Below are 16,295 nucleotides of genomic sequence, written 5' to 3' on the forward strand. Positions count from 1 at the left end.
CAGAAGTCCGAGCACGCCACGTGCAACGGCCGGTGGCGATCACGCCCCCAGCGCGACGGCCACCTCCTCGACTATCCCGCATCCCCGCGCGACGCGCCACCCGTCGGGGTTTCGATTGCGTAAAGGGTCGGTGTCGTCGCCGTGCGGCGACCCGCCATCGGCGCGCCCGGTCGTTCGGCGTCGAGGCCACATGGTCACGAGACGACCCGGCGGGGGGAGACCACGGTCCGGGGCCCGGGTGGCCGCCGCCGCCTAGACTCGACGGAAGACCACAGGAGGCCTCATGGGGGATCGGGTGCGCTTCGGCCGTACCGCGCTGGGTGTGATCGGCGCGGGAGCGATGCTGCTCGCGCTCGCGGGGTGCGGTGCGCCGCCGTGGGCGCAGGGCGGAGGTTCGACGGCCCCGGCCCCGGTGCCCTCCGCATCCGTAGTCCCGGTGCCGGCTCCGATCCCCAACGACCTGTCCAGCGGGTCGACCGAGAAGTCGGTCACCGCCGGCGCCATCGCCGCGACGGTGAACTACTGGTCGACGCTGCCCATGGACCGGTGGTCGCCGACCGCGCTGAAGCCGGTCAGCATCTCGATGGTCACGACCGTGACCCCGGACGACGGTCAGAAGGTGTACCTCCAGCGGGCGACCATGACCGCGGTCCCGGGCAACGCCACGCAGTCGTTCTCACCCCTGGCGCCGCAGACCGATCAGGCGAACCCGCCCGGGTACCTGGTCCTGTCGCCGTACAGCTACTCTCAGACGTTCAACGTCGGCGAAGTGCCCGCCGAGGCGACGTTCGTGACGCTGCAGTTCACGTACGAGTTCCTCCTGCAGACGACGCCCACGTCGAGCGAGTTCGCGAAGCAGACGGCGAGCGAGACGATCACCGTCGCCATCGCGGGTGCCGCCGCGACGCCCGCCGATTGATCAGGGGCTCACGCGCTCCCAGCGGTCGCCACCCAGACGTGTCGCCGTGAGCGCCGCACTCTCGGCGCGCTGGACGAGATCGGTGAAGTCGTAGCCCGCGGATTCGGCCGGCACCCAGCCGATGCTGGCGGACAGCTGGACGTCCGACCACTCTTCGGCGTCGATCTCCGTGACGCGGCGGAGGAGCGTCCGCACGTGTTCGCGCAGGACGGGTCCCGGGCGGCACACGACCGCGACCATCCGGCCGCGCGCGGGCCGACCGAGGTCGGCCTCGGCGGGCAGCGCGTCGGCGACCACGGTCTCGAACGCGGTGACGATCCGGTTCCAGCTGTTCTCGCCGACCGTGCTCCGGATCTGGTCCGGATCATCGAGGCGGATCGCCAACGCAGCCCAGGAGCTCTCGTGCCCGCGGCGGGCGCGGGCGAGACGGTCCGCCGCCGCGACCGAGAACTGCGGCCAGGAATTCGCGGCGCTCATTCCCACCGGCGACACCGAGGTGAAGTAGAGAACGCTCACCGTCGCGCACACCAGGTAGATCAGCATCGCCAGACCGTTCACGATCCGGGGGAGCTGAAGGTCTTGCGCATTCGATGGCAGGGCGAGGCCCGCCACGACGATCCCGAGCGCGACGGCGACGAACCCCGCCGAGACGACCGTCAGGGGCAGCGCCAGCCGCTCCAGCCGGTCGGCGGCCCGGCGGATCTCGGCGATGGTGAGACCCGCGAAGACCGCCGCGCCGAGGAACCCCACCCGGAACGTCATCCCGTAGACCTGAAGGTCGACCGCCAGAACGAAGGCCACCGTGGTCGCGAGGGACTGCACGACCGCGATCCACGGCAGGCCGGGGACGTTACGGCGGGCGCGGAAGCCCGACCAGATGAGTGCCGGCGCACCGAGCATGAGCCCGAGACCCGCGCGGCGGACGGCCTCGTCACCGATGACCGAGCCCGCGACGGACACCCAGGTGCTCGACATCGCCAGCACGAAGGCGAGGGACCACAGCAGGGAGGCGCGCGACGGGCGGTGGAGGAACCCGAGGCCGACGACCATCACCGTGGCGAGAGTGGCGACCGTCGCCTGTGCGAGCCCGAGATTGGCGAGCGTCTCCTGGGGTGTCATCCGTCGGCCGCCCCCGACCGCGAGGAGAGGCGCACGGTGACGGTGGTGCCCGTGCCGACCTCGCTCTCGAGCTCGAGTGAACCGCCCTGCTCCTCGACGATGCTGCGGACGATCCCCATGCCCAGCCCCGTTCCGGGTGTGGGGCTCTCGCGGGCAGCCCGCGCCCGGAAGTACGGGTCGAAGATCCGCGGCAGATCTTCGGGATGGATGCCGATCCCCGTGTCGGCGAAGACGAGTTCGACGTGGTCGTCGTAGACGGTGCCCGACACCCGCACGCTCCCGCCGCCGGGGGTGTACTTGATGGCGTTGCTCAGGATGTTGTCGAACGCCTGCCGGAGGCGGAAGCCGTCGCCCACGACCTCGGCCGACGCGGGCAGATCGTCGCTGACGCTGACGCGGCGTGCAGCGGCGGCCGGACGGAACGATTCGAGCGACGAGGCGATGATGCGGCTGGCATCCGCCGTCGACGCCGTCCTCTCCTCGCGGAACACCCCGCGCGAATTGGCGAGGATCTCGGAGATGAGCGTCTGCATGCGCTCGCCGGCACCCGCGATCACCTCCAGCTGCTCGCGCACCTTGGGGGCGAGGTCCGGCGCGTCCAGCGCCAGGTCGGCGTGACCGATGATCGCGGTGAGGGGGTTGCGCAGCTCGTGAGACACCGTCGCCGCCAGCCTCTCGCGGGCACGCTCGGCTTCGATGAGCGCGGTGATGTCGTGCACGATCAGGAGGGTGCTCTCCGGTTCGTCGGAGGACACCAGCCGTCGAGTGGACGCGGACAGAGCGTGCCAGTCGCCTTGCGCGTCGAAGAGCCACACGCGTTCGTCCTCGAACTGCTCCCCGCGGGCGGCCCGGGCGAACGGCCGCTCGGAATCGGGGAGCGGCTCGCCGCGCAGGGTCGCGTACTCGACGGCACCGCCGGGTCGCGACGGCTCGTCGCGCTCGATGCCGTACAGATTCACGTAGGTGTCGTTGAGCGCCAGGACCTCGCCGTCGACCGATAGGCGGGCGATCCCCGTGTCCAACCCGTTGAGCATCTGCGACACGCGACGCTCCTGACCCGTGACCCTCTGCAGGGTGCCTTGCAGCCGCGTGGCTTGACGCCGGAGAAGCTGTTTGAACGCGCGGGTCTGGCGTGACGACAGGTAGGCGGTGATCGCGATGAACGTCAGCGACAGCAGCACCACGATGAGCCGGAGGGCCGTGGCGGGACCTGCGCCGTTCACCGACGCATCGGCCACGATGATCACACCCACGGTCGCGAGTGAGGCGATCATCATGCTGAGGACGAAATGGGTGGCGATCCACGTGATCGGGAACACCCAGAAGAAGCCGAAACGCAGGTCGGTACCGAAGCTCAACAGCCCGATGCCGATGATGTCGCCGAACGGGATGAGGGCGACCGCGTTACGGGGCAGCCGGTGCCACGGCACCATGATCGCCACCGCGGTCAGCGCGATGACGACGCCGACGCCGGTTGAGAACGTCCACACCGCGAACAGCGACGGCTCGAGCGCCTGGACCAGGAGGACGGTGATCACCACGCTGGCGCCGAGCACGAGTTGCAGCAGCCAGACGGACCGCGTGCGGCTGCTGGGCCCGCTGGCGTCGTCGCTGTCGGAGGCGACCGGCGACGAGGCCGGCGGAACGCTCCTCACGGCTGCCATGCCATCGAGTGTATAGACGATGGTGTAGTCTTCTGCGCGCCATCCTGTCTCTGCTCGCCCTTTCGCGTCTTCGTCGTCGCGTCGTCCGGTCAGACTCCCCCTGAGGCCTGCATCCCGCAGTGTGATGGTCGTTTCATCGACCCCTCTGCGCACCCTGCGCCTCAGACTCAGGAGACACCCGTGAGCAGCTCCTCTCACCGCCGTTCCGTGCGCGCCCTCGCGCTCGCCGCCGCCCTGGCGCTCGGCGGCCCGGTCACCCTGACGGGGTGCACCCAGGTCGTCGACGCCTTCAACGCCCTCCAGGCCCAGACGTCGGGCGGGGGGCAGTCGGTGGTCGTGGCCACCCCGGCCCCGCAGTCTTCGTCCGCTGCCATGCCGTTCGACTCCCGCTTCACCTACGACGGCTCCGTGACGCTGTCGTCCGAGGTCGCCGACGGACTCGAGCTGCGCCTGGACGTATGGGCGGTCGACCCCAAGCGCACGATGGAGTGGTCGTCGACGAACGAGAAGCAGTTCGGCTTCGCCCTGAACGTGTACGACCACCGCGTCGACGAGAAGGCCGTGCTCACCCAGAAGCGTCGCGTCTACGTCTCGTCCGTGTCGATCACGTCGCAGACCGCGCAGAGCGGCGGCCAGGTCTCCAACCCGTTCCAGTTCAGCGCCGACCCGCGCACGCTCGTGCCCTCGGACACGCTGCGATCGGACCGCGGCCTGCTGTTGAACAGTTTCCAGGGCGGTCTGCTCGTGCCGACGACGTCGATCAGGCAGCTGCCGAACGACACGTACGGCATCACCCTGGAGTTCGCGCTGAACATCGCCGTCGAGGGGTCGGCGAACGCCGAGACCTCGTTCTCGCAGCAGACGGTCTATCAGTACCTCCCGATCGCCATCTTCGAGTCGGACGGCTCCGAGGCCACCGGCGAGCCGGCCGATTCCGGGACCGGCACGGGTCGGGCGCCGGGCTGGGGGCAGACCTCCGGCCAGGGCTGAGCCCTCGGCGCGTTCCGGTCAGGTGCGGGGGACCACGCCCGAGCCGGGCCTCAGTCGGCGACTCTCCATCAGGAGGGAGAGGTCGTGCACGTCGGTCACGGCGTGGTGCTCGAAGGAGAGATCGGGCGTGTCGCTGTAATCGATCAGCGGCATCTGCCCGGCGAACACCCGTCGAACGGCCGCCTCCACCACCGTGACGTGCGTCGACCCCGTGTGCAGCACGAAGACGGTGTCACGGGCAGGGACGCCGGCCGACGACCCGGGCAGCGCCTCGTGCGCGGCATCCACCAGAACGGTGATCATCTCGTCGGCTCGCCCGGAGCTGTGTGCTGCGCGGATCAGATCGAGCTCCGGGATGCGGATCACGGTGACGTGGACACGCTCCAGTGCGCCGAGCAGGTCGTCGGCGGCGAGGCGAAGATTCCGACGATCGTGCGCCCGGGTCCCCGGTGACGGGTCGTCGTCGAGTTGACGCCCCAATCGTACGGACCCGTACCCCATGCCGACGATGGCCAGGGCACTGAGGATCGTCGTGATCTGCGTCGAGGCCGTGTGCTGCCAGAGGGCGGACGACATGCCGGCGAGGCAGCTCAGGACCAGACGGTAGAGGTTGAACGCACCGAAGACGACCAGGGTCGCGACGAGGACTCGGGATCCGGACAGGTCGCGCACCGGTCGTCGCGAGAACTCGACGGCGGCGAGCACGGCGAAGACGACGAGGCCGACGGTCTTGAGGAGGGTCGCCTCGTCGAGCGGGACGACGAACGTGACCCCGAGCATCAGGATGCCGGCGGCCCCCGTCGTGGCCGTGCCGATCGCGCGATGCCCGTTGAGGCGACGGGCGCCCGCCCACGCGAGTCCGACCGTGACGACGTTGGTGGCATTGCCCACGGCGGCCGCGAAGGTACCGCCCCCCGCGACTTCGATCACGTTCGCGACGGAACAGGCCAGCGCCGCGAGCGCGGCCACGCCCATATATCGCACGAGCTCGGCTCGCGGGCCGCCGCGGTCGTCACCGTGGCGCCCGTGTGCCAGGAACAGTGCGGCGCCCGCGACCGAGGCTGCGGCGATGGCGGCGAGGAGGTCGAGGACGACCATCGTCGGAGCTCTCCCTGTGCCCGGGCCCCGGGGGGAATCTTGCGGAAACCTTGCGGGGACGGTGGTCATGTACGGCGGTGGCCTTGCGGTGAACCTATCAGAGTGAGAAGCGGCTGAACCGCCGCCCCTCCGACAGGAAGACACCGCCATGACCGATGCGCGCAGCTTCGCTCCCCAGCCCCGGGCGCTGACCTACTCCACGGGCGGCGCGGCGACCCCCGTCGTCGAGGAGCACGCCTTCCCCGACGACTTCGCGTCGGTGCTGGAGCACGCCACGGTCCACCGCTCGACGATCGGGTGCATCATCCCCGCGTACAACGAGGAGGAGTCGATCGCGCAGGTGATCGAGGCGCTCCTCGGTCAGACCCGGGTGCCCGATGTCATCCACGTCGTCGTCAACAACACCTCCGACGCCACGGTCAAGATCGCGTCGGAGTACAGCGGCCCGCACGAGATCACCACCGAACTGGGCGAGCAGTTCACCGAGGTGTTTGTCCACGACATCGGCAAGAACCCCGACAAGAAGGTCGGCGCCTTGAACTACGGCTACTCCCTGGTCGAGGGCTACGACTACCTGCTCGGCGTCGACGGTGACACCATCGCGGACAGCAAGGCGGTCGAGTACCTCGAGACCGAGGCCGTTTCCGACTCGCGCATCGGCGGCATCTCCGCGATCTACACGATCGACGACAAGCCCATCAAGGGGATGATCGCGCGGTTCCTGACTGCCGGTCAGCGCACGCAGTTCGCCGCGTTCAACCTGCAGAACCTTCTGCGCGGCCGCAACATGGCGGTGCTCGGCGGGCAGTTCTCGATCTTCTCCACGAACGCGCTGCGCGAGGCGATGAAGCAGAACCACCAGGTCACGCCGTGGGTCAAGGACTCCGAGGTCGAGGACTCGCTCCTGTCGCTGCAGATCAAGAGCGCCGGGTATCTCACCAAGATCAGCCCGTACGCGCGCGCCAACGTGGGGGGCATGACGACGCTGTCCGGCTATGACGCGCAGCAGGTCAAGTGGACCTACGGTGCCATCGAGCTCATGTGGCCGGGACAGCGCGGCGACACCAAGGGCCAGCCGTTCCACCCGAACCTGCGTCTGCGCTGGTTCGAGAACTTCGGGATGCTGACGAACCTCTTCGTGCGTGTGGCGTTCCTCACGCTGCTGGCCGGGTCGCTCTCGATCAACGCCTTCGTGTTCTCCCCGCTGTGGCTCATTCCGCCCGTCGTGGCGATGCTGCTCAACCTGCGCATCGCGCGGACGATGGCGTCGGTCGACCGCACCGATGTCCTCTTCGCCATCCTGTTCTTCCCGGCCGAGCTCTTCATGTGGATCCGCATCAGCCACTTCGTCCGCTCGTGGACCCGCTTCCTCTCGCGGAAGAAGGTCGACAACTGGGCGATGCAGGCCAAGGCCGAGCGCGGTGGCGGACTCGGCCACTGGACGCCGATGGTCGTCCTCATCGCGGTCGCCATCGCCCTCGCCGTGATCTGGGTGCTCGTCGGACCGATGGTGCAGTCCTCGATCCTGTGGATCGGGTGGCCGATCGTCGGTGTCGTCACCGTCCTCCAAACCCTCCTGATGTTCTCCAAGCTCGTCCGTCGTCACCACGGATACAAGGTCTGACCGCGACCCGAACGCGTCAGAGAAAAACGGATGCCTCGGCCCTGGGGAGGGTCGAGGCATCCGTTATGTCGGGCGGTCGTCAGGGGGCTGCCATCAGCTCCGACGTCAAGCGATATCCCACGCCGCGCACCGTCTCGATGTACCGAGGGTTGGCGGGGTTGTCGCCGAGCTTGCGGCGGAGATTCGTCATGTGCGCCTCGATCGCGCGCTTGTCGGCTTCGCCGACGAAGTAGCTCGTGACGTAGGACTCCCCGCGAAGGACCAGGGTGAGATCGGCCTTGCTGCGCACTCGCCGCTTGGACTCCATGAGCGTCGCGAGCAGATCGAACTCGGTGCGGGTCAGATCGAGCTCGAACCCGTCGACCAGCACGATGCGGCTGTCGGGATCGAGTTGGAGGTCGCGATGCACGATCCACTGGCCCCCGGTGGGAGTCAGCTCGCCGTGCGTGCGAGGGGCGAGTTCGGCGCCGCCGCGCGGAACGATGTCGTTGCCCGGTGCGGTGGCCCAGGGGTCCGGTCCCTGCGAGGACGGAACGACCACGGGGGAACTCGGGACGGGTGCCGCCGGGGCAATCGGGGGGCTGCTCTGCTCGGCGTGAGATGCCGGTTCCTGCACCGGCCGAGCGGGAGGGAAGGAGGGGCCGACGCTGTCCTGTCGCGGAGCGGTGACCGCAGGGGTCCCCGCGCGGGGCCGACGCAGGAGCGCCTCGATGCGGGCGCGCAGCTCGCGCGGGCGGAACGGCTTCACGACGTACTCGTCGGCACCCGCGCCCAGGCCGAGCACCACGTCAGCCTCTTCCTCGAGACCGGTGAGCATGATGATGTACGTATCGCTCTGCTGGCGGATCCGGCGGGCGGCCTCGAAGCCGTCGATTCCGGGCATGTTCACGTCGAGCGTCGTGATGAGGGGCTGGTAGGCGATGACCGCCCTGACCCCGTCGATCCCGTTGCCGACCGACACGGTGGAGAATCCGGCTGATTCCAGCACCTCGACCAAGAGGTGGCGGATGTCGGGGTCGTCCTCGACGATCACGGCCGTCTTCAGCATCTCTGTGCTGTCGCTCATCCCACCACTCTTCCGGCTTCGCACGCCTTCCGTGCCCACGTTCTCCCCCGAGCCGCGGCGGCCGCGGTGCGGCCGAGCCACATCTTTACATACTTCGCGACGCTGACGGTTCGTTGCGAGGCCGCGAGGGTCGGATCAGCGGCTCTCGCGGGTCAGCTCGACCGCGGCATCCGGCCACCAGGTTCCGGCAGCGGGCCCGCCGTTGCATTCGCCGTCGCTCTCGCCCGGCGGCTTGATCCACAGCGTCGTGTCGACCACGCCGTCGCCATACGCTCCGCTCGCCGCCCCCACGAGTCGGCCGCCGGGATTGCACCATTGCGCACCCGCCGGCCCGGCGCCGTTGCGGGAGGTGTCGATGACGGCGTGGGTTCCGCCGAGCAGGTCGGACAGTCGGTGGGCGTAGTCGAATTCGTTCGCAGTGTCCTGGTAGTTCGACACGTTCAGCGCGACGCCGCGAACCTCGTCGAGCAGCCCGGTGGAGCGGAGCAGCCCGGCCATCTCGTCGGCGGGATGCCACGCCGAGTGGCCGGCGTCGAGGTAGATCCACGTGTCGACGCCGCGGAGGTTCTCGACCGCGGTGCGGAGGTAGCGCGCTCGATCGTCCAACGATCCGCACGAGGGCGCGAGCGCGATGCTGTCGGGTTCCAGGATCACGATCTTGCGCACGTCGGGCGCGCTGCGCAAAGCGTCGCCGATCCGCTCGGTCCACTCGCGGTAGGCATCCGGGTCGAGCCCACCCGCCGAGTGATTGCCGCAGTCGCGGTCGGGGAGGCCGTAGACGGCGATGGAGACCGTGGCATCCTGTTCCCGGGCCTCTGCGGCGAGGTGGGCGACGCGATCCCACACCTCCTCGACGGGGTCGATCTCGGGAGTCAGCCAGTAGGTCGTCGGTTGAGCGGCCAGCCAGGCGGCGGCATCGTGCTCAGGGGATTCCGCCGGCGCCTGACCGGCGGCTTTCGCGGCCTTCGATTCGTCGGGGACCACGATGCGCGTATCCACCGCGGGCGGGCGCGCCGACACCGTGTGGAACAGATTGGTCACCAGCGAGCCCACCACCGCGATCCCGGCCAGAAGCGCGACGACGACCACCACGGCCCCGCCCACGAGGACCGGCCGTGGTATTCGACGCCGGCGGCCCGGGCGGTGCGCTCTCCCCACCCTCAGGACTTTAGCCGAGGGGCGCGGGGGAGGGGCCCAAGGGCGCGAGCCGAGCCCGGCTGACGGAATTGTGGACGGAATCCGAAAACTCGTCGGGCGGAGAATCGCTTTCCGCGGTGATTAGCCTCGCGGACCGGTTAGCCTCTGATCGTGGGGAAATTGGTTTACAACGCTCTCGGTCACTCCTTCGACGTCGAGGACCGGACGTTGGCCCACCTCCGACTCGTCTTCATGAACAAGCTGCGTCGCGGCGAGCCCTTCATGTTCCAGTTTCCCGTGGGCGACGGAAGTGGGACGCGCACCCTCTGGATCCATCCGTCCATCCCGCTGGTCTTCCACTTCTACGGCAGTCGTCCGCCGCAGGTGAATCGCCGATGGATCGACGAACTCATGCACGAGGCGAGTTCGCCGAACGGCCTCACGGTCGTGGCGGAACCGGATCCGGATGCCATGGAGGCAGCGTCGGCGTGAGCTGCGTCAGCGGCACTCGGCGTCGACGACCTCACGGACGCGATCGAGGAACTCGGCCAGTTGATCGGCGGCGCCCGGCGGGAGATCGAGCGCGAACTCCCGAATCCGGGCGGTGACGGGGTCGATGGCGTCGGCGTCCGTTCCGCGGTCGAAGGGCACGACGAACTTGCTCCGCCGATCGGCGGGGTTGGCGACGAAGCCGATGAGGCCCCCCGCTGCCAGGCGATCGAGCATGCCCGTGACCGAGGCGGTCGACACGGCGAGAGCCTGCGCGATCTCGGTCGGGGTGATCGTGCCGCCTTCGTCGGCACGTTCCAGGATCAAGCGCATCGCCGCGCGGGCGTTCTCGCTGGGTCCGCAGTCCGTTTGGCGTCGCCGGGCCAGTCGGGCCTCGGCGAGCCGCAGTCTCTCGACGGCGCGGGCGGCGACCGTGGAGGGGTCGTCTTCGGTCACGATCGTCATGGCTCTCCTGTCGGGTCCGGCCGCCCGATGCGTCAGTCTAGTTAGGCGAACGAGATTCCAGTGACCCTACGCATCTGCGGAGGCCACCCGTCCACGGAAAAGAAACTTGGCGCATGCCGGATATTTCTGCGTGATTCATTAGGTGATAGTTAGGCAACCTAGTAAAATAACTCGTACCGAACACTCCGGAAGGAGACGCTCATGGGCCTACTGTTCTACGGCTCTTCCGAGCGCCCGATCCGGATTCCGGACCGCGTACTCGCCCACGTCAAGGTCGTCATCGCCACGAAGCTCCGCCGCGGCGAGAGCTTCACGATGTCGTGGCGCCACCCCGACGACGAAGAGGGGGGACGCAGCACGATCTGGATCCAGCCCTCGATCCCGTTGCGCTTCGTCTTCGGCTCGATCGAACCCGAGATGCTCGACCCTGCGCTCCTGCAGTCGTTCGCGAACTCCGCGAACTCCTCCAGCGGGCTGACGATCGACATCGACGCGGACGCCTCCGCCGACGCGGCCCGTTCGTCCTCCCGTCCGGCGTGATCGGAGTCTCCGCTTCCGTCGGTCGAGTGATCGCACGTCAGCGTCGCCCCGCCGCGTGTCGATGAGCGATGAGCGACATCCATTCCAGGCCGGGGCACGGCGGGGCGGATCGTCCGCGCATCCGCTCCCACGCCTCGACGTAGATGCCTTCGAGCAGAGACCCGGCGGCGTCGGCGTCGCCCGTCAGCGTCAGCAGCACCGCGTACACGCGCGGTGATGTCTCGTCGTAGAACTCCACGAACGCGTCACAGTCGCCAGCGGCCGCGCGCGCGAGGAGGGCGTCCAGATCCGCTCCGCCGATCGCGGCGCGGGGACTGTCGGTGAGCGTCATGACACCTCCTCAATGGATGTCTACTGAGTCAAGCGGCCCGTGCGTCCCCCGTCCGGGGGTTGCGCTTCCCGGGCGCTTCGCGTAGCGCACCGGCAGGACCCGCACCGACGCCCGTGATCCGCCGCGTCAAGCCCGATCGCCTCCCTCGGGGGTGGCTCTACCGTGATGAACATGAGATCGCTCGTCCGATGGGGCTTGGCCCTCGCCATGACGTTCGCCGGTGTGGCGCACCTGACTTTCGCCCGTCGAGACTTCCAGGCGCAGGTGCCTGACGTGCTCGTCGAGCACGGTCCGCTCGACCGTGACGCGGTGGTGGTGGCATCCGGGGTGGTCGAGATCGCCTTCGGCGTCGCCCTCGTCGCCCTGCCCAGGGAGCGACGCCGGATCGGGGCGGCGCTGGCGGCCTTCTACGTGGCGATCTTCCCGGGCAATGTCGACCAGTGGCGCAAGAAGCGGTCGGCTTTCGGGCTCGACACCGACAACCGGCGCTTCGTGCGGCTCTTCTTCCAGCCGCTGCTCGTCGCCGCGGCGTGGTGGTCGACACGCTGACGCCGCGATGGCTTCCGTCGTCAGCCTCGAGGTCGTGTTCGACGCCGCCACCGATGCGGCGGTTCGCCGCGAGTGGGCGCTCCTCGCCGACGCCGGCCTGCCGAGCCAGGCGCAGCATACGGGCGCGAGCAACCGGCCGCACGTGACGCTGCTCGTTCGGAGCGCCCTGCCTCGGTTCCCGGCCGAGCGGGTCGAGGGGATGCTCCCCCTCCCGTTGACCCTCGGGGCCCCGGTTCTGTTCGGCACCGGCCGCACCAGGGTCGTCGCCCGCTCGGTGGTTCCCACCACCGCCCTCCTCGACCTCCACGGGGCCGTGCACGCGCTCGCCGGTTCCGGAGACGACGCTCCCCACACCCACCCGGGGGAGTGGACGCCGCACGTGACGCTGGCCCGGCGACTTCCGCTCGACCGCGTCGGCGACGCGCTCGCCGCGCTGGCGGACGGAGGGGGCGAGCCGCTGGCCGCTCACGCGCTCGGCATCCGTCGATGGGATGCCGCGACACGAACGGTCTCACGGATCGCCGGACGTGGCACGCTGGAACCGTGCTGACCGACGACGCCCTCACCTTTCTCTCCGAGTATCACCTCGCGACCCTCTCGACTCTCGGGCGCGCGGGACGCGTGCACGCCGTACCGGTCGGCTTCACCTACGAGGACGGCGTCGTGAGGATCATCGGTTCGCGGGGCACCCAGAAATTCCTGAACGCCGAGCGTTCCGGCCGTGCGTCGATCTGCTCGGTCGACGGGGGTCGGTGGATCAGCTTCGAGGGGCCCGCGCGCGTCACCGCCGACCCCGCGGCGGTCGCCCGCGCCGTCGACCTGTATGCCGCACGCTACCGGCAGCCCCGCGTGAACCCCGAACGGGTCGTCCTGGAATTGACGGTGGAGCGCGTGCTGGGATCGGCCCCGTTCCGCGCCTGAGCGGCGTACCCTCGAAGCATGACCTCCCTTCCCTCCGCGATGCCCCACGGGCGTGAGGGGGTCGTCGGCGCATTCTCCGCCGACGGCAGAGGCGCGATCGGATCCGTGAACCCCGCCGCCTGAGCGGCCTCGCGCGACAGCGATGTCGCGCGCCCACGCCCGTGCTCGACCCTCTCCTCGGCGCGGCATCCTCCGTTCGCCCGCGCGTCGACGCGGGCGTCCTCCGACCGGAACGCCTCCGGTCCATCGATGGGACCCTCATGATCGCCCTCACCGAATCCACCGTCCGATCCAGCTTCGTCAATGTCTCCCTGCGCGAGCGCAGGGCGATCGTCGTCCCCGCGGATCTCGCCGAACGCGAGTGGGAACGTCTCGACTACCTCGGCTGGCGCGATCCGAAGTCACCGCTCCTGGCCTTCATCGTCGCCGACATCGACGGCACTCCCGTCGGTCTGCAACTGCGGCAGGCCGAGCAGCCCACGCGCACCCGCCCGCAGTGCTCGTGGTGCTCCGACGTGACGTTGCCGAATGACGTGGTGTTCTTCGCGGCACGCCGGACCGGGAGCGCCGGGAAGGCGGGCAACACGGTGGGAACCCTGTTGTGCGCCGGCTTCCAGTGCTCCGCCAACGTGCGCCGCCTCGATCCGCCGGCCTACCTCGGACACGACGTGCGCGCAGCCCGGGATCGGCGGGTAGAGGCGCTCCGTGCGCACGTCGACGGGTTCTTCCGCGACCTGATGACCGCCTGAGGAGGCGAGCCCGGCCCCGGCCGCGGCCATCCTGGCGGACGAGCGCGCTCACCCGATGGCCGTGGCCTGGGATACTCGACGCGATGAACCGCACCCTCGCCGCCGCGATCGCGGGCGTCGTGTGCGCCGTGGCGCTGGCGGGGTGCGTGTCCGAACCCTCCCCGGCGGCCCCGGAACCCTCCTCGGTGCTGCCCGCCGCGCCGTGCGCGCCCGGTGCCGTCGGGGTGGGCGAGGGCGCCGACGCGCTGCAGGCCGCCCTCGACCGGGCCGTTCCGGGCGACGTGCTGCAGTTGGCTCCCGCGGTGTATCGCGGACGCTTCCACGCCACAGCGGTCGCGACGGACGAGGCGCCGATCGTGCTGTGCGGATCCGGTGGGACCGTGCTCGACGGCGGAGGGATGCAGGACGGATACGTCCTGCACCTCGAGGGGGCGGCGTACTGGGACGTCCGGGATCTCGCGGTGCGCGGCGGTCAGAAGGGAGTGGTTCTGGATGCCACGATCCACTCGACCCTGAGCGCGATCACGATCTCGGACGTCGGGCAGGAGGGGCTGCACTTGCGGGCGGGCAGCTCCGACAACACCGTGCGCTCCGTCACGGTCGAGCGCACGGGCCGGGTGGACCCCGAGTTCGGGGAGGGGGTGTACGTCGGCTCCGCCGAGTCGAACTGGTGTCGCTACGCCGCGTGCGAACCCGACCGCAGCGACCGGAACTCCTTCGTCGACCTCGTCGTGCAAGACACGACGGCGGAGGCACTCGACGCGAAGGAAGGCACGACGGGCGGGGTGGTCCGAGATTCCGCGTTGTCCACGGGTCCCGCGTCGGTCGTGGACAGCGCCGTCGATCTGAAGGGCACCGACTGGCGCCTGGAGGGCAACACCATCACCGGACCCGTGGATGCCGTCAGCATCCACGTCATCCTGCCGCCGTGGGGAGCCGGCAACATCGTGGCCGGGAACGTGCTGCGTCCGGGCGCCGGAGGCGTCGGGATCGCCGTCGTGGGTGCCGCGCGTACCGCGGGGAACACCGTCGCGTGCGACAACGCCGTCGAATCGGGCGTGTCCCTCGCCGACGACGTGTGCGCGTAACACGGACGCGGTAATGTGCACTGTCTCCCCCGGCTGAAATTCGCCATTTCGCCGCGGTAGGGAGAACACGTGGGCCAGGGGTCATTCGGAGAGCAGCTGATGTGGCTGCTCCCGTTCGGGTATCTCGGCATCGTCTCGTGGGGCTTCTGGATCGTCCGCAAAGTGCTCGCCGCGACGTCGCGACCCGTCCGCAACGACTTCCGCACCACGACGACCGTCGTCGTCCCGTCGTTCCACGAAGATCCCGACGTGCTGTTGCGGTGTCTGCAGACGTGGGTGCGGCAGGGCCCCTCGCGGATCATCATCGTCCTCGACGTCGCCGACACCGAGGCGCAGCGGCGCATCGAGGCCTTCGGCATCCCGTCCGTCGACGTGGTGATGTTCCAGCACCGCGGGAAGCGCTCGGCGCTCGGTGTCGGCATCCGGATGGTCGACACCGAGCTGATCGTCTTCGTCGACTCCGACACCGCGTGGGAGGACGGCATGCTGGACGCCGTCCAGATGCCCTTCATCGATCCCGCGGTGGGGGCGGTCAGCACGCGGCAGAACGTCTATCTGCCGAAGTCGAGCGTGTGGCGCCGCGTCGCGGACTGGATCATCGATCTCCGGTACACCGACTACGCCCCGGCGATGGGGCGTTTCGGTGGCATCATCTGCGCCTCCGGGCGAACGGCGGCCTATCGGCGCTCGGTCATCCAGCCGAGGGTGGAGGACCTGGAGCACGAGATCTTCTTCGGCAAGGAGTGCGTCGCCGGTGACGACGGACGCATGACGTGGCTCGTCCTCTCCCAGGGTTTCCGGGTCGCTCACCAGGACAGCGCGCGCGCGCTGTCGATGTTCCCGGGGACGTTCCGGGCGTTCGTCAAGCAGCGCGTGCGGTGGAGCCGCAACTCGTTCCGCTGCTACCTCACCGCCATCCGGCACGGGTGGGTGTTCAAGGTTCCGCTTATCTCGCAGATCACCATGATGCAGATCCTGCTGACCCCGTTCACGATGTTCGTGGCCCTGGCCTACGTCGTGTTGTCGGTCCGCGCGGAACACCCCCTGCTCGGCCTGGGGCTGGCGATCGTGTGGTTGTTCGTGGGCCGGGGCATCCGGGGAATGGCGCATCTGTGGCGCCGGCCGGAGGACATCGTGCTGCTTCCGCTGGTGACCGTGATCATCATCTTCGTCGCGCTGCCCATCAAGGTCTACGCGCTCTTCACGATGAACAAGCAGGGGTGGCTCACCCGGTCCGCCGACAGTCAGGGGGGCGAGGGGCAGTCCGAGGCGAGCCTGGGCGGTGAGGGCCAATCGGCCGCGAGCGTCGGTCTGTCGTCCGTCTCGGCGGAGCCCTCTCGTGGCTGACGACGGCGGCCTGACCGCGGTCGAGCGCGGTGACACCCACCCCGCTCTCCGCGGCGTGGCCCGGGTGATCATCGTGATCGCGGTCGTGGTGCTGGTCGTGGGCGTCGTGCTGGTGGGCAATTTCGTCCACGCGGGCTCGTTCCTTCCCTGGCTGCGCGACGATGCATCGACCGGTCCGGTCGTGGCGGGGGCTCCGACC

Annotated in this window: 19 protein-coding genes; 12 read left to right on the forward strand and 7 right to left on the reverse strand. The window is 69.4% G+C overall.

Annotation, left to right across the window (positions count from 1 at the left end; translation table 11 throughout):
- The first annotated feature begins 283 nt into the window (after positions 1 to 283).
- Positions 284 to 919 (forward strand): hypothetical protein, encoded by a 636-nt coding sequence (locus D8Y23_RS11210; protein ID WP_128218211.1) that lies wholly within the window; start codon positions 284 to 286, stop codon positions 917 to 919.
- On the opposite strand, the gene D8Y23_RS11215 is transcribed toward D8Y23_RS11210, so the two are convergent.
- Both D8Y23_RS11215 and D8Y23_RS11220 read right to left on the reverse strand, forming a co-directional pair.
- Positions 920 to 2,038 carry a diguanylate cyclase gene (locus D8Y23_RS11215; protein WP_128218212.1) on the reverse strand — a complete coding sequence of 373 codons (1,119 nt, stop codon included), beginning with the start codon at positions 2,036 to 2,038 and terminating at the stop codon, positions 920 to 922.
- Positions 2,035 to 3,702: a sensor histidine kinase gene (locus D8Y23_RS11220; RefSeq protein ID WP_128218213.1), complete on the reverse strand. Its 1,668-nt coding sequence runs from the start codon at positions 3,700 to 3,702 to the stop codon at positions 2,035 to 2,037. Before D8Y23_RS11220 ends, D8Y23_RS11215 begins: the two co-directional genes overlap by 4 nt.
- 180 nt (positions 3,703 to 3,882) lie before the next feature.
- Here D8Y23_RS11220 and D8Y23_RS11225 point away from each other — a divergent pair, with 180 nt between their 5' ends.
- Positions 3,883 to 4,692, forward strand: a complete 810-nt coding sequence (locus tag D8Y23_RS11225) for a fructose 1,6-bisphosphatase (RefSeq protein ID WP_128218214.1) — start codon at positions 3,883 to 3,885, stop codon at positions 4,690 to 4,692.
- Positions 4,693 to 4,710: 18 nt separating this feature from the next.
- Here the strand turns inward: D8Y23_RS11225 and D8Y23_RS11230 are convergent, their stop codons facing one another.
- Entirely contained in the window at positions 4,711 to 5,790 is a 1,080-nt protein-coding gene (locus tag D8Y23_RS11230) for a hypothetical protein (protein WP_128218215.1), read from the reverse strand.
- A gap of 148 nt (positions 5,791 to 5,938) precedes the next feature.
- Between D8Y23_RS11230 and D8Y23_RS11235 the strand changes: the two genes are divergently transcribed.
- Positions 5,939 to 7,414, forward strand: a complete 1,476-nt coding sequence (locus D8Y23_RS11235; protein WP_128218216.1) for a glycosyltransferase family 2 protein — start codon at positions 5,939 to 5,941, stop codon at positions 7,412 to 7,414.
- Positions 7,415 to 7,493: 79 nt separating this feature from the next.
- Here D8Y23_RS11235 and D8Y23_RS11240 read toward each other — a convergent pair whose 3' ends face one another.
- Entirely contained in the window at positions 7,494 to 8,480 is a 987-nt protein-coding gene (locus D8Y23_RS11240; protein ID WP_205797038.1) for a response regulator transcription factor, read from the reverse strand.
- Positions 8,481 to 8,615: 135 nt separating this feature from the next.
- The gene (locus D8Y23_RS11245) at positions 8,616 to 9,638 is read right to left on the reverse strand and encodes a glycoside hydrolase family 6 protein (RefSeq protein WP_128218217.1); all 1,023 of its coding nucleotides are present in this window, start codon (positions 9,636 to 9,638) and stop codon (positions 8,616 to 8,618) included.
- Positions 9,639 to 9,788: 150 nt separating this feature from the next.
- Between D8Y23_RS11245 and D8Y23_RS11250 the strand changes: the two genes are divergently transcribed.
- Complete coding sequence (locus tag D8Y23_RS11250; RefSeq protein WP_128218218.1) at positions 9,789 to 10,109, forward strand: ATP-dependent DNA ligase; 321 nt, start codon at positions 9,789 to 9,791, stop codon at positions 10,107 to 10,109.
- A gap of 6 nt (positions 10,110 to 10,115) precedes the next feature.
- Here the strand turns inward: D8Y23_RS11250 and D8Y23_RS11255 are convergent, their stop codons facing one another.
- On the reverse strand, positions 10,116 to 10,571 hold the full coding sequence (locus tag D8Y23_RS11255; RefSeq protein WP_128218219.1) for a MarR family winged helix-turn-helix transcriptional regulator: 456 nt from the start codon (positions 10,569 to 10,571) through the stop codon (positions 10,116 to 10,118).
- A gap of 201 nt (positions 10,572 to 10,772) precedes the next feature.
- Here D8Y23_RS11255 and D8Y23_RS11260 point away from each other — a divergent pair, with 201 nt between their 5' ends.
- On the forward strand, positions 10,773 to 11,111 hold the full coding sequence (locus D8Y23_RS11260; protein ID WP_128218220.1) for a hypothetical protein: 339 nt from the start codon (positions 10,773 to 10,775) through the stop codon (positions 11,109 to 11,111).
- 37 nt (positions 11,112 to 11,148) lie between these two features.
- Here the strand turns inward: D8Y23_RS11260 and D8Y23_RS11265 are convergent, their stop codons facing one another.
- The gene (locus D8Y23_RS11265) at positions 11,149 to 11,442 is read right to left on the reverse strand and encodes a hypothetical protein (protein WP_128218221.1); all 294 of its coding nucleotides are present in this window, start codon (positions 11,440 to 11,442) and stop codon (positions 11,149 to 11,151) included.
- 171 nt (positions 11,443 to 11,613) lie between these two features.
- Between D8Y23_RS11265 and D8Y23_RS11270 the strand changes: the two genes are divergently transcribed.
- From D8Y23_RS11270 to D8Y23_RS11300, 7 genes are all read left to right on the forward strand, one after another.
- Positions 11,614 to 11,991 carry a DoxX family protein gene (locus D8Y23_RS11270; protein WP_128218222.1) on the forward strand — a complete coding sequence of 126 codons (378 nt, stop codon included), beginning with the start codon at positions 11,614 to 11,616 and terminating at the stop codon, positions 11,989 to 11,991.
- A gap of 7 nt (positions 11,992 to 11,998) precedes the next feature.
- Entirely contained in the window at positions 11,999 to 12,541 is a 543-nt protein-coding gene (locus D8Y23_RS11275) for a 2'-5' RNA ligase family protein (RefSeq protein WP_128218223.1), read from the forward strand.
- Positions 12,535 to 12,912, forward strand: a complete 378-nt coding sequence (locus tag D8Y23_RS11280) for a PPOX class F420-dependent oxidoreductase (protein WP_275087507.1) — start codon at positions 12,535 to 12,537, stop codon at positions 12,910 to 12,912. The genes D8Y23_RS11275 and D8Y23_RS11280 overlap by 7 nt, the downstream gene beginning before the upstream one ends.
- A 260-nt stretch (positions 12,913 to 13,172) precedes the next feature.
- Positions 13,173 to 13,661, forward strand: coding sequence for an FBP domain-containing protein (locus tag D8Y23_RS11285; protein WP_128218228.1), 489 nt, complete (start codon positions 13,173 to 13,175; stop codon positions 13,659 to 13,661).
- 83 nt (positions 13,662 to 13,744) lie between these two features.
- Positions 13,745 to 14,749: a hypothetical protein gene (locus D8Y23_RS11290; RefSeq protein ID WP_128218225.1), complete on the forward strand. Its 1,005-nt coding sequence runs from the start codon at positions 13,745 to 13,747 to the stop codon at positions 14,747 to 14,749.
- 69 nt (positions 14,750 to 14,818) lie between these two features.
- Complete coding sequence (locus D8Y23_RS11295) at positions 14,819 to 16,096, forward strand: glycosyltransferase (RefSeq protein ID WP_128218226.1); 1,278 nt, start codon at positions 14,819 to 14,821, stop codon at positions 16,094 to 16,096.
- Positions 16,089 to 16,295 (forward strand): hypothetical protein (locus D8Y23_RS11300; RefSeq protein ID WP_164878216.1); only part of this gene is annotated, 207 nt, incomplete at its 3' end. The genes D8Y23_RS11295 and D8Y23_RS11300, both read left to right, overlap by 8 nt.

This window comes from Microbacterium enclense, assembly GCF_004022425.1.
Taxonomy (GTDB): domain Bacteria; phylum Actinomycetota; class Actinomycetes; order Actinomycetales; family Microbacteriaceae; genus Microbacterium; species Microbacterium enclense_A.